This window comes from Chitinophaga sp. 9-1-y, assembly GCF_059511905.2.
In genome coordinates, this window is record NZ_CM197955.1 from 5,767,574 (window position 1) to 5,779,808 (window position 12,235).

Here is a 12,235-nt window from a genome sequence, read left to right on the forward strand (position 1 = left end):
TATACGCTTTGATGACTCGCTTCAATAGCTTTTTGCTTTCTGCTTTTAGCTTCCTGCGCTCCTAAAAAGTATTTTTCTTCTCCAGCTCTGGCAACGCCTCATCAATGCGTTTACACAACTCCGGTAACTTGATAGTAGGTACCGCAGGGAACAAATGATGCTCCAGGTGATAAAACATACTGAAAGTAATCGCGTTTTTCCATCCCGTACGCTGCGTTCTGGCAATGGTATCATGATCACAGTCATGGTGCACACTCCATACGGCAAAAAAAGCCATCATCAATTCCCCAAGAAGCATCACACCAATATGGTACATCAGGAAATATACCTGGAAATAAAACACGAATCCCGTAAATACGGCAATGGCGGCTAATTCCAGCAACATATTACGACGGTAATTTTTATTGCCTAACTGCCAGGTAACCCGGTGGATCAGCCACATATGCTTAGGTCCGTAAAAAATGGCGCCCAGTGCGCTCATTCCGGCAGACTTACCTTCATAATCTTCTTCTGATAAACAATATTTATGATGACGGATGTGGTTAAACTTCACTGCATGAATGGACGCCATCATCAGGATACTATTGGAAAATAGCGTAAACCAGGTCAGCTGCTTATTGGTACCCAACGATTGATGAAAACCGTTATGCACCTGCCGGAGTGCTGTCAGGAAAAAAATGGCCGACAACGGCATGGCTAACAGGTAATAGCCATAATACGCCAGTACCCAGGAACCCAGCGCCCAGGGAATAGAAATATTATTTTCAATGAGCATTTCGCGGACAGACAGGCGGGTTAAGTCTTTCCAGGCAATTTGACGGGTAATATCAGCTACTGCCATATACCAGAATTTAGGGAGAATGAGGTAATAAGGAATTCGGACGTAAAATTAAACCATAATTGAATATGATAATCGGTTGGTCGTATAATTATTCGGGTTGGTCGCAACCCATGACCTGCCAATCGCAGAAATCTCTAAATTGCCCCCATGAAAGAAGAATGGTACCATCAAAAGTGGGCAGTGATTGGCAGGCATCTCCTTGCCTGGCTGGTATTTTTTTCCCTACCCTACCTGTTGCACCCAACCAACGATAGCTGGGAAAAGGACCATGTCAAGGACAAAATGGCCCTGACTATTTACCAGTACTATACGGATGTAGTGCTGATCGTTTTCTTTTATCTGAATGCCTGGGTATTTATCCCAAAAATGATCTATAAAAGGAAAATTGCCCAATACATCTTTTTAATGCTGGGCATCTTTTTAATGATGATCGCCAGCCGGATTTTTTTTGGAAGATTGTTTTTACTCCCACCATCCAACGATATCAGACCTATCATCCTCGTTACCTTCTTTATCTTTTTCCTCGTACTCTCTACCAGTACCGCATTCCAGATGATTGTGGATAAAATGAAACAGGAACGGAAAATCAGCGCCCGGGAAAATGAAAACCTGAAAACTGAATTATCCCTGTTACGGTCACAAGTGAGCCCGCATTTTATGTTTAATGTACTCAACAACATGGTAGCGCTGGCCCGCAAGAAATCGGATATACTGGAACCTTCCCTGATAAAGCTTTCGTCCCTGATGCGCTATATGCTATATGAAGCAGATGAAGATAAAGTGCCACTGCAAAAAGAAACAGAATACCTGCAGAGCTATATCGACCTGCAACAGCAACGCTTTGGGAAAAACGTGGCAATCCGGGTATCACTGGAAGCGACGGACAACACCTACGAAATAGAACCTATGCTGCTCATTCCTTTCGTGGAAAATGCTTTTAAACATGGTACCGGCCTCATTGCAGATGCCTGTATAGACATCCGCCTGTATACGCGTCCGGGCAGATTGTTTTTTTCTGTACAGAATAAATTCAATGAAATTTCTTCCGAAATAAAAGACAAAACCAGCGGTATTGGCCTCACCAATGTAAAAAGACGCCTGAATTTATTGTATGGAGATGATTATGTATTGAATATCTCCCGGAAAGATGACTGGTTTATAGTATCCTTGCAATTAAATCTCCACTGATGATGAAGTGTATTGCCATAGATGATGAGCCCCTGGCGCTGGACCTGCTGGAAGACAATATCAGCATGGTGCCTTACCTGCAGCTCGCCGGGAAATGCAACAATGCCTTTGAAGCCATGGAAATACTGCGGCAGCAGCAGGTAGACCTGATCTTCCTGGACATACAAATGCCCGGGCTTACCGGCTTGCAATTCCTCGAATCCCTGCCCAATAAACCTATCGTGATCCTTATTACTGCCTATGAAAAATATGCACTGGAAGGCTTCAATCTCTCTGTGACCGATTACCTGGTAAAACCTGTATCCCTGGAGCGCTTTATCAAAGCATGCAACAAAGCACAAGAGCTTTTCCAGCTGAAAACTGCTGGCAAAACGGCTAAAGAACATGCGGAATTCTTTTTCGTAAACGTAGATTACAGCTTGCTGAAAGTAGTATTTGCAGACATCATATGGATTGAAGGACTGAAAGATTATGTCAAAATACATCTCCGGAGTACGCCAAAACCTGTTATAACACGCATGAGTATTAAAGGCATGGAAGAGCAGTTGCCGGATACGAAATTCATCCGGATCCATAAATCCTATATTGTGGCTGTTGCTGCTATTTCTTCCATCCGGAAAAACAGTATTTTCCTGGAAGAGCTGGAACTCCCGGTTGGCGACACCTACCGCGATGCCGTATATGCCATTGCCGGTAAAATGTAATGCAGCGGATGCTGTTTGTAGCGTTTTTTCCCCCACTCATCTCATTTATTTTATAATATCCGATACGACACTATACTTTTGCACGATTAGAATTATACCAAAATGCAAAAGATTTATTTGTTTATCACCCTGTTTTTGCTTTCAATGAGTGCCTGGGCGCAGGCTCCAGGAGGTCCCGGTGGCAGAATGCCGATGGGAATGACTGGGCATGTGTACGGGAAAGTAATTGACCCTGATGGAAAACCCATCAACTATGCTTCCGTAATCGTACTCCAAAACCGCATGGATACGCTCACCAAAAAAATGAAAGAAAAACTGCTCAAAGGCGCACTCACCAAAGGGAATGGTGAATTCAGCCTGGACGACCTGCCTGCCAGAGGTCCACTGAAACTGCGCATTACCGCTACCGGCTACAAAACGTACGACCAGGCCGTTAGCTTCCCCCCTTTTGATAAAGATCTGGGCAACATCAAATTGGCTGTCAGCACCACCCAATTGCAAGGCGTTACAGTAGCAGGTACCAAGCCACTCATGCAGATGGATGTTGACAAGAAGGTATTTAACGTGGAAAAAAACATTGTGAGCGCAGGCGGTACTGCCCTCGATGTCATGAAAAATGTACCTTCTGTAAATGTGGACATCGACGGAAATGTGACCCTGCGCAACGCCGCACCACAGCTCTACATCGATGGACGCCCTACTACCCTTACCCTGGAACAGATTCCAGCCGATGCCATCGAAAATGTGGAAGTGATCACCAACCCTTCCGCTAAATATGATGCTTCCGGTGGTAGCGCCGGTATCCTGAACATTGTACTGAAAAAGAACCGTAAAACAGGCTACAATGGTAACCTCCGGGCCGGTGTGGATAAACGCGGGGCTCTCAATGGCGGCGCCGACTTCAACCTGCGCCAGAACAAAGTAAACATCAGCGCCAGCGCGATGGGCAACCAGATGAAAGCACGTACCAATGGTACTACCGATCGCAGCAACTTTGCAGATGTACCACCTACCGCCATTAACCAGGAAAACGCCAACAAAACCAATGGCGGATTTATTTTCGGTAAACTGGGACTGGACTGGTTTGTGACCAACCGCACCACGCTGTCTATCGCTGGTATCAAAGTGCACGGCTCCATGAATCCGGAAGAGCATATCGATATCAATACCGATACGCTTTACAAGTCAGGCCCCAGCATCAGATCACTCAGCCAGCGTAACTCCGATGGCCACAACAAATTCAATGCAAGTGGATTGGTATTGGGTATGAAACACCTCTTCCCTAAAGAAGGCGAAGAATTAACCGCCGACTTCAACTACTTTGGCGGTAAAGGTGATAACAACACCGACTACAGAACGGATCGCTTCGGCAACAATAATGTTATCACCGGCAGCGATATCCAGCAAATTATAGGCACCGGCAAGGTGAGCTTCATGACCATCCAAACAGATTACGTGAAGCCCTTTAAAGGCAAAATGAAACTGGAAACAGGCTTAAGAGCCGCCGTACGTACTACCAAAAGCAACTTCAACAACTACATGTTTGATGAGGAATCCAATAAGTACGTCCTGGTTCCGGCCGCTTCCAACAATTACAAAAACGACGATAACGTATATGCGGCTTACGCCAGCTTATCCGACAACATCGGTAATTTTGGATATAAAGCCGGCCTGCGCGCGGAAAGCTCCGATTATTCAGGTGAGTTGCTGAACAACGGTCAGCGTTTCAAAAACAACTATCCCATCAGCCTGTTCCCATCCATATTTGTAAGCCAGAAGCTGAAAAATAACCAGGAACTTCAGGTGAGCTATACCCGCCGTATCAATCGTCCGAACTTCTTCCAGTTGATACCATTCACCGATTCTACCGATAAGTTGAATATCACCAAAGGTAATCCGGGCCTGGTACCAGAGTTCACCACTTCACTGGAAATGTCGTACCTGAAAACGTTTAAGGGTAACAATACCTTTTTGGCATCTGTCTATTACAGACATACCAACAACCTCATCACCCGTTACCTGACCAAGGAAACCGATCCGGTGAGTCAACAGCAAATATTGGTAAATACGTATATCAATGCCAATTCCAGCTATTCCGGTGGTCTGGAACTCACGTCTATGAACACCATTTCGAAATGGTGGACAATGTCAACCAACGTGAATATCTACAATTCAAAAATCAATACCGATAATGTAACACAGTCGCAAGACGCCCTGTGGAGCTGGTTCGGTAAAATTAACAACAGCTTTAAGTTACCGGCCAACTTTGAATTACAACTCACCGGTACTTATCAGTCGAAAACCAACCTGCCGGTAAATGATAATAAAAATGTGCAGGCGGGTCCGCCGATGCAGCAGTCGCAGAATGCTTCCCAGGGATATATTGCTTCTTTCTATGGCGTAGACGCGGCCATTAAAAAGAGCTTCCTGAAAAACAACGCCGCTTCTGTGACCTTAAGCATCAACGACATTTTCAGAACCCGCTGGTCTGACCAGTACTCTGAAAGTGCTTATTTCACACAGTATTACAGCCGCATAAAAGATCCGCAAATGGTCCGCCTGAACTTTGCTTACAGATTTGGTAAAATAGATGCCAGCCTGTTTAAGAGAAAGAATATGGGCGCAGGCATGCAGGGAATGCAGGAAGTGATTCAGTAAGAAGTTGTCTTTTAGTTTAAAGCGCCGGAATGCGAAGGGGGTACACCTAAGCGTTCCGGCCTTTTTCATTTGGGTATAGTTCCTTCACCAGGTCGCTCTGGAACACTTCGCCCGTATCCACATTCATAGCAGAAAGGCGGCCCAGGTAGGCGGCTCCTGTATCCAGGTTATACACATTACAGGCTTTCATGGGCATCGTTTTTTCATAAATCAGCGTAGGCGTATGCCCGATATAAATTTCGTGAAACTGCTGTAGTATCTTCGGATACAGCTCCGGGTGATTGACTATCCTTTTATCCATGGTAAGGGCCAGTTCCCAGAGGGTCCTGTCTTTATACATCGCATGATCAAAAGGCATCGTACCTGGTGTAACAGTAAAACCTGCATGAATAAACAGGCGGTTCTTATCATCCACATAATAGTCGCTCATACCCGCAAAAAAGGCCATATGCTGGGCTCTTTCTTCAGCTGAAAACTCCTGATATCCGGCCATTGTACCCAGGCGGCCATTTTTCAATGTGCTATTGGGCGGAAGCGTTCCTTTAAGCCAGGATTCGCACCAGTCGTCATGATTGCCTTTAATAAAAATGCAGGGATATTGCTGTGATAATGCTATCAGGTAGCTGATTACCGCAATAGAATCGGACCAGCCATTTACATAATCTCCCAAAAAAATCAGTTGATCATTTTCCTTCAGGTCCAGACGGGTAAGCAATTGCTGTAGTGCTTTCAGTGCACCGTGAATATCACCAATGACATATGTTGCGGGCATGTTTACAGGTAATTTAACAGGTAGGTAAATACATCAGGGATTCCGTCCCTTTTCATCCGGGTACATCCCTTGCACCATATCGCTTTGCCATACTTCTTTGGTATCCACATTCATGGCAGAAATTTTTCCCATAAAGGCAGCGCCGGTATCTATGTTATGCACATTGGCAGCTATCATAGGCATATCTTCTCCATAATTCACGCTGGGCGTATGCCCGATATATACTTCGTGAAACAGGGCCAGTCTTTTAGGATAACGCAGTGAATCTTTGGGTATCCGCGGATCTACCGCCAGTGCCAGTTCCCAGAAGCTCCGGTCCCAGTACAGGGAAGGTTCAAATCTTTCATAGGCCGGGCCATGGGTGGAAGTAAAGCCGGCATGGATAAATAAGCGGTGCTGCGCGTCAACGTGATACATTTTCATCCGCTCCAGGAACATCGTATGTTCGCGTAGCTGCGTGGGCGTTAGCTTATTAAAACTATCTACCGTTGCCTGCCCGCCATTCCGGAGCCAGGAAGCTTCGGGCATAATACCATGCAGCCAGGACTCACACCAGGCATCATGATTTCCTTTTATAAAAATGCAGGGATACTGTTGCTCCAGTTCCATCAGGTAGGTAATCACTTCTGCCGATTCTGACCAGCCATCCACATAATCTCCTAAAAAAATCAGGGTATCTTCTTTTTTCGGTGCTATTCGTGTTATCAACTGTTGCAGTGCTTTCAGCGCACCATGTATATCACCTATAACGTAGGTTGCGGGCATGTTTAAATCTGTTTGTACATTATATCTGTTCTCAGCACATATTTCACCCCTTCGGTCAGTAGGGCGCCTTCATGCCGTAATGGATGGTGAAAAACCAGGGCCGTGCCGGTTTCCGGGCGAATTACTTCTCCGGAAGCAAAAATGGTTTCCCCACCTGTATATGCCTCGTTCAGATAAATCATGAAAGTATATTGACTGGCTTCAAAACGATTCCGCTCAAAACTGCCGTCTTTGTGCATTTTAAAGCGTTGTCCCGGGCTGTATTTATAAAACCGGAACAATTCGTTGAGGCCTACGGCAGTCCTTTGATCTGTGCCTTCCGGCGCAAAATCCTTCAGCCGTTCCCAGATAAAGGTAGCATAAGCAGGCTCCTTATACAATACCCGCTCATTATTTCGTACGCCTTTTATCATCCGTTGTACGCCCTTACCCACGTCTACCGTGGCTTCCTCGTATCCGATGGCTTCACTTTTTTCAATGAGGACAGCGCATTCTTCCCGGGAAAGAAAGTTTTTCAATGTAAAAATACCGGGGGCATATACCTGTTTTTCCATACAAAGGTGGGTTAAGGTTCCGTTGGAACATGGATCTGAAAACTATTTTTCTTCAGTTGTTTATTGAATTTATATAGCTCCGGGTGCCTGTTTTTCAGGCCTTCCCGCTTCAGTCCTGTGTTAATCACGTAGGCGGCATCCAATATTTTCCGGCGGAAATTTCGCCGGTCCAGCGTGGTTTGCAGCACGCACTCATAGAGTTCATGCAATTCTGTAATAGTGAATAATTCGTCTAACAACTCGAAGCCTACGGGATCGTACAGTATCTTGGATTTCAGGCGTTGCAGGGCCTGGCGGAAAATATGCTTATGGTCAAATCCCAGGGTGGGCAATTTTCTTACATTGAACCATTTTACATCATTAGCCATGTTACCGGCTACTACCTGGAATTTAGCGGGGTTGATAAGGGCATAATATCCAACAGCAATAACACGTCCCCTGGGGTCCCTGTCTGGCGCATCAAAAGAATACAGCTGTTCCAGGAATACTTCATTCATGCCCAGTTTCGTTTGCAGGATGCGGGAACAAGTGCCCAAAAAAGTTTCCTGCATCTGCAGGAAGCCGCCCGGCAAGGTCCAGCAGTCTTTAAACGGTTCTTCCTTACGGTTCAGCAGCAATACGGAAAGGGTATTGTCGTGGTAACCAAATACCACCAGGTCAACCGCGAGGGAGGGGTTCTGGTACTCGTGAAAAGCCTTCATATTTTGTTTGCGTCAATTTAACGTGAAGTAAACGTTTTTTTGGGAGATAACCTAAAAATTGTCGTAGCGGCAGCAGCAGTTGATGCCCCTGACTACAGGAAACTATAAAGCGACGCTACAGATCAATACAGTTTTTCTTCAGGAGGAAGTGCAAACAAATGCGGTATGGTTAACCTGGTATAATACTAATGTTAAAACTATCAGCTCACCTGCACCACAGCAGGCTACTCCTTTTTTAAACTAACTTTTTAATCAATTTCCAAATCAAAAAAAGTACCACACAAATAAAGATAATTTTCACAGCCAGTAAGCCATATACGAAAGTGCCAAAAAGCATGTTTATTGATTTATATTATTTAAAAAACGGGGTTTATTATCTTAATAGATCCAAAATAGCATAACTACATTTTCGAATAAGCGCCATTTCATTGAAATGTGTACCTGTGTCAAATTAGTAAATAAAAATAGACCACCCGTAAATGAGCAGTCTATTTTTTATTTGGACCCGGGATAGGAATATTCCAGTCATCTCATAACCTACAACTGTTACACTGTTAAAGTAACAAGATGCAAAGTTACACGCTGAAACGCATAAAAAACAGCCTGCTATCCCGGAGGTTACCACTATTATTTGGAATGCGCCAGTACCACAATATCCTTTATTTCCAGCACCTTCTTCGGATACCCGAGCCGGGTAACATTGATCATGGCCTGCCCCACTTCTGCCAATGTAGTTACCATCTGTGGGAGAAAGCGCCTGAAAAACGGGTACATCCAGCTAACGTATTTAATCGCCTTCGGCGCACGTTGCAGCCCTGGAGTAGGGTGCATATAACCCGGACGAAACATATATGCTGCTTTAAAAGGTAGCCGCTGCAAGTCGCGCTCCGTTTGTTTTTTCACCTTGGCCCACATACTCCGCCCATCTGTTCCTGCACCGGACACGTAACAGAAAATCATACCCGGGTTCATGGTGGCCAGGGTTTTCGCTACTTCCATGGTTAGGTCGTAGGTAACATGGCGGTAAGCATTTTCCTTCATCCCAATGGACGACACCCCCAAACAGAAATAACAGGCATTATATCCATGCAATTGCGCGGCTATGGGCAGCATATCATGGAAATTAGCGTGAATTATTTCCTTTAGCTTCGGATGACTAACCCCGCAGGGCCGGCGGTTGATGACCAGTACCTCCGTCACATCCGGATGCTGTAAACACTCATGCAATACCCCTTCTCCTACCATACCAGTACTGCCGGTAATAATGGCTTTGATGTCCATGGGATTCTTTTTACGTGCTATTGAAATTAAATATTTAGTTCCAATAGCGCCCGAATAATTTGCTGGGAAGTAATGATTGCGTGATTGGTACACCTTACATTTCTTTTGTTTTATTTACCTGAAAAAATATCTTTGCCACCGAGAATGCCCCTGCACGCTATTGTGCAATTGATTAATCCGACTTAAACCAATACCATTTTATGATGAAAAAACCCATTCTGTACATTCCGCTCAGCCTGGCGCTGTTCACCACTGTCTTGTCCTGTAATAACACTGGAAAACCAGGCAATGCCGCCTATACAGAGAAATCTGCATCCTCGGCAAATGATGTGATTGAATACACCAACCTGATTGTAGACCTCTCCAACAAAAACACCGGTTATGTAGTACGCCTGGTAAAAAATGCGGACCGCGTAACCGAACTGTTGAAATCAAAGCCCGAGTTTGGCTCCATGAACAGCATCATTAAACCTATCATGATGGGATCTATCCGTCATGGCAACGTAAGTGCCGACAAGCCGGTGGATGCCCTGAACAAGGAAGATCAAACCTTCTTCAAGGAAAAAGTAGCGGCCTTTAATGGTTCTTTTGAAAAACTGAAAGCCACTTACGGCCAACTCGACGACTACCTGAAAGCACAGGATTATAAAGACGACAAAGGCGTTAAAGGCCTAGCCCTGGCAGATTCTATCCGCAGCGATGCGCAAGCCTTCTTTGACGTCAAAGAAGTGCTGATGAAAAGAGTAAAAGAAGTAGCCGATGCCAGCGAAATAATTATCCTGAAAGATAGCCCGCTGAAGGATTATATCGTTGCCATGAAAACGGATATGCAGTCTGTCCGGAACTTCATTGATCAACTGGAAAAAGGTGGACAGGATTATAGCAAAATCAGCGCTGCTGCCCAAACCGCTTACGAAGCACTGGAAAAAGACCAGGCAGCCCATGCGGCCATAGATCCAGCCAAAGCGGCAGACAAAGCGCCCTACTATAAATCGTTCTACGATAGCTTCCACGACTTCCTGTTGCAAGCCAAAAAAACATTGCGTGATGCCAAAGAAAAAGGCTCCCTCGATGACCGGGAACTGGAAAACCTCGATGGTGCACTCGACACCATGGTAGGAAGATATAACAGCTTCACCAACTAATTAACATAAAAAAACCGCAGCCAGGATTGGCTGCGGTGCTTTTTCTTATCCACTCGTTTATCGTTGTAAACTCAACTCGGTTTTTGTAGCGAACTGTTGTAACGTCACAGCAATCTCTTTCTCCAACGCTTCTCCTGTTAACTCCTTGCGGAAAGCTTTCTGCTCCAGTGTCATCATCACTTTATACAGTGGTTCGTTATTCACTTTGTGCTGCAGGTTAATCATGCTGTTAACACCATACACTTTATCCCATCCTTTGCGTACTACTGCCCAGAATGCTTTGTTCTGCTCCCACCATGCTTTCGCCTGTGCACATTTCTTTTCGTCGGTGCGGTTGTAGGTATTCAGGCCTTTTTCTCCTACCAATACCTGGTCTTTACCATTGGCGCGAATCACTTTGGCGTTGTCCTGTTCATGTACAGATCCGGTGGCAGTGATTTCATGGTGATTTGTACGATGCAGCACATTATAATCTTTGCGGGTGGTGTACTCCCGGCGCGGCAGCGGGGCATCACTGGCCGATTCCCAGTAATGACGGCCATCTGCGTGTACCCAGGTAGCGGAACCCTCGTAGCGGGGCTCATCATCTACGCCATATACTTTTTGTGTCCACTGTCCTTTTACCTGTGCGGCAGGCAGGGTTATCTTTTTCCATTCATTATCCTGGTTATAGGCCAGCAATTGCTGGTTTTCATATTGCCAGTCTTCCGTCCAGTGCTTAATCACCGTGCTATCTGCAATCAGCAGGTGTTGCAGCACAATACGGTTACGATCTTCCGCAGCCACGGTTACATACTCTACTGCATCCGTAATTTTATGATATCCTTTCGGCTTGTAACTGGTATCTGCCGGAAATGTTTCTGTGTATTCGAAGGTTACCTCCTGGCAGCCGCACATGCTTTTAATGGCGGCTTTATCCTGCGCCAGCTTATCGTTACTTTTTTGCTGGGCGGTAGCGCTCAACGCTAAACAAGTGGCGGCAATGGTTAATCTGGTGATGTGTTTCATGATACTATACAGTTAATACTATTTGAAATTGCGGGACCCGTCGGCCTGGTATACATACCGGAAATTGTAATAGCGACGTTCAGATTTATCGTCTGGTGTGGCGGGTGAATTTTTGTAATAGCTGGTTACTTCCAGTTTGGCATACTTACCGGTAGCGGTTTTCAGTACAATGATGGCGCCGGCAACCGGTGTAATGATATGCGTACTCATGTTATAAGAATACCAGCCTGCAATCGCTTTGGTAGCTGCAGCATCCGTTTTGTAGCCGGTTTCAGGCGCCGCCACCAGGTTGTTATATACCCCGGTAATCACCTGCGCTTCCGCTTTACCCGGACCACTGGTACCACCGTTGATAATAACAGTTGTCGCCTTAAAACCGATATCCCATTTGGTGCTCGCAGAGTCGCTGTTAGGAATCACTTTATTATCTGCCAGGCTATAAAAAGTATACAGGTCTTTTGCGGCTACGTCTGCGTCTATATTGGTAACTACTTTTGATTGCAGTGTAACAACAGGCGGTGTGGGGGTGGCTTTGTCACCATCTTTACTACAGGACGACAATACAAAGAAAGACAGTAGCAGAACGCCTGCTGAAAGAAATTGCATTTTCATATAGGT

The 12,235-nt window shown here is 45.4% G+C and carries 12 protein-coding genes; 4 read left to right on the forward strand and 8 right to left on the reverse strand.

Going from position 1 to position 12,235, the window contains the following annotated elements:
• Nucleotides 1-61 precede the first annotated feature (61 nt).
• The gene (locus AC5ZC7_RS22590; RefSeq protein WP_496158774.1) at nucleotides 62-841 is read right to left on the reverse strand and encodes a fatty acid desaturase; all 780 of its coding nucleotides are present in this window, start codon (nucleotides 839-841) and stop codon (nucleotides 62-64) included.
• Between the two features lie 147 nt (nucleotides 842-988).
• Here AC5ZC7_RS22590 and AC5ZC7_RS22595 point away from each other — a divergent pair, with 147 nt between their 5' ends.
• From AC5ZC7_RS22595 to AC5ZC7_RS22605, 3 genes are all read left to right on the forward strand, one after another.
• Complete coding sequence (locus AC5ZC7_RS22595) at nucleotides 989-2,029, forward strand: histidine kinase (protein ID WP_496158773.1); 1,041 nt, start codon at nucleotides 989-991, stop codon at nucleotides 2,027-2,029.
• A complete protein-coding gene (locus AC5ZC7_RS22600; protein WP_496158772.1) occupies nucleotides 2,029-2,733 on the forward strand; it encodes a response regulator in 705 nt (234 codons plus the stop codon). The genes AC5ZC7_RS22595 and AC5ZC7_RS22600 overlap by 1 nt, the downstream gene beginning before the upstream one ends.
• 102 nt (nucleotides 2,734-2,835) lie before the next feature.
• A complete protein-coding gene (locus AC5ZC7_RS22605) occupies nucleotides 2,836-5,391 on the forward strand; it encodes an outer membrane beta-barrel protein (protein WP_496158771.1) in 2,556 nt (851 codons plus the stop codon).
• Nucleotides 5,392-5,437: 46 nt separating this feature from the next.
• On the opposite strand, the gene AC5ZC7_RS22610 is transcribed toward AC5ZC7_RS22605, so the two are convergent.
• The 5 genes from AC5ZC7_RS22610 to AC5ZC7_RS22630 form a co-directional block, all read right to left on the reverse strand.
• Nucleotides 5,438-6,163 carry a metallophosphoesterase gene (locus AC5ZC7_RS22610; RefSeq protein WP_496158770.1) on the reverse strand — a complete coding sequence of 242 codons (726 nt, stop codon included), beginning with the start codon at nucleotides 6,161-6,163 and terminating at the stop codon, nucleotides 5,438-5,440.
• Between the two features lie 33 nt (nucleotides 6,164-6,196).
• Nucleotides 6,197-6,928: a metallophosphoesterase gene (locus tag AC5ZC7_RS22615; protein ID WP_496158769.1), complete on the reverse strand. Its 732-nt coding sequence runs from the start codon at nucleotides 6,926-6,928 to the stop codon at nucleotides 6,197-6,199.
• Between the two features lie 2 nt (nucleotides 6,929-6,930).
• Entirely contained in the window at nucleotides 6,931-7,482 is a 552-nt protein-coding gene (locus tag AC5ZC7_RS22620; protein ID WP_496158768.1) for a 2OG-Fe(II) oxygenase, read from the reverse strand.
• Between the two features lie 11 nt (nucleotides 7,483-7,493).
• On the reverse strand, nucleotides 7,494-8,183 hold the full coding sequence (locus AC5ZC7_RS22625; RefSeq protein WP_496158767.1) for an NrtR DNA-binding winged helix domain-containing protein: 690 nt from the start codon (nucleotides 8,181-8,183) through the stop codon (nucleotides 7,494-7,496).
• A 627-nt stretch (nucleotides 8,184-8,810) separates the two neighbouring features.
• Nucleotides 8,811-9,464, reverse strand: coding sequence for an NAD-dependent epimerase/dehydratase family protein (locus AC5ZC7_RS22630; protein ID WP_496158766.1), 654 nt, complete (start codon nucleotides 9,462-9,464; stop codon nucleotides 8,811-8,813).
• 200 nt (nucleotides 9,465-9,664) lie between these two features.
• Here AC5ZC7_RS22630 and AC5ZC7_RS22635 point away from each other — a divergent pair, with 200 nt between their 5' ends.
• A complete protein-coding gene (locus tag AC5ZC7_RS22635) occupies nucleotides 9,665-10,609 on the forward strand; it encodes a YiiG family protein (RefSeq protein WP_511911271.1) in 945 nt (314 codons plus the stop codon).
• Between the two features lie 57 nt (nucleotides 10,610-10,666).
• Here AC5ZC7_RS22635 and AC5ZC7_RS22640 read toward each other — a convergent pair whose 3' ends face one another.
• Complete coding sequence (locus AC5ZC7_RS22640; protein WP_496158764.1) at nucleotides 10,667-11,617, reverse strand: DUF6607 family protein; 951 nt, start codon at nucleotides 11,615-11,617, stop codon at nucleotides 10,667-10,669.
• An 18-nt stretch (nucleotides 11,618-11,635) separates the two neighbouring features.
• Nucleotides 11,636-12,229, reverse strand: a complete 594-nt coding sequence (locus AC5ZC7_RS22645; protein WP_496158763.1) for an HmuY family protein — start codon at nucleotides 12,227-12,229, stop codon at nucleotides 11,636-11,638.
• Nucleotides 12,230-12,235 lie beyond the last annotated feature (6 nt).

What these genes read in the sequence shown, in the direction of transcription:
- AC5ZC7_RS22605 (WP_496158771.1), top strand. Translation starts at nt 2,836, where the DNA reads ATGCAAAAGATTTATTTGTTTATCACCCTGTTTTTGCTTTCAATGAGT.
- AC5ZC7_RS22640 (WP_496158764.1), bottom strand. Translation starts at nt 11,617, where the DNA reads ATGAAACACATCACCAGATTAACCATTGCCGCCACTTGTTTAGCGTTG.
- AC5ZC7_RS22630 (WP_496158766.1), bottom strand. Translation starts at nt 9,464, where the DNA reads ATGGACATCAAAGCCATTATTACCGGCAGTACTGGTATGGTAGGAGAA.
- AC5ZC7_RS22625 (WP_496158767.1), bottom strand. Translation starts at nt 8,183, where the DNA reads ATGAAGGCTTTTCACGAGTACCAGAACCCCTCCCTCGCGGTTGACCTG.
- AC5ZC7_RS22590 (WP_496158774.1), bottom strand. Translation starts at nt 841, where the DNA reads ATGGCAGTAGCTGATATTACCCGTCAAATTGCCTGGAAAGACTTAACC.
- AC5ZC7_RS22615 (WP_496158769.1), bottom strand. Translation starts at nt 6,928, where the DNA reads ATGCCCGCAACCTACGTTATAGGTGATATACATGGTGCGCTGAAAGCA.
- AC5ZC7_RS22595 (WP_496158773.1), top strand. Translation starts at nt 989, where the DNA reads ATGAAAGAAGAATGGTACCATCAAAAGTGGGCAGTGATTGGCAGGCAT.
- AC5ZC7_RS22635 (WP_511911271.1), top strand. Translation starts at nt 9,665, where the DNA reads ATGATGAAAAAACCCATTCTGTACATTCCGCTCAGCCTGGCGCTGTTC.
- AC5ZC7_RS22645 (WP_496158763.1), bottom strand. Translation starts at nt 12,229, where the DNA reads ATGAAAATGCAATTTCTTTCAGCAGGCGTTCTGCTACTGTCTTTCTTT.
- AC5ZC7_RS22600 (WP_496158772.1), top strand. Translation starts at nt 2,029, where the DNA reads ATGATGAAGTGTATTGCCATAGATGATGAGCCCCTGGCGCTGGACCTG.
- AC5ZC7_RS22620 (WP_496158768.1), bottom strand. Translation starts at nt 7,482, where the DNA reads ATGGAAAAACAGGTATATGCCCCCGGTATTTTTACATTGAAAAACTTT.
- AC5ZC7_RS22610 (WP_496158770.1), bottom strand. Translation starts at nt 6,163, where the DNA reads ATGCCCGCAACATATGTCATTGGTGATATTCACGGTGCACTGAAAGCA.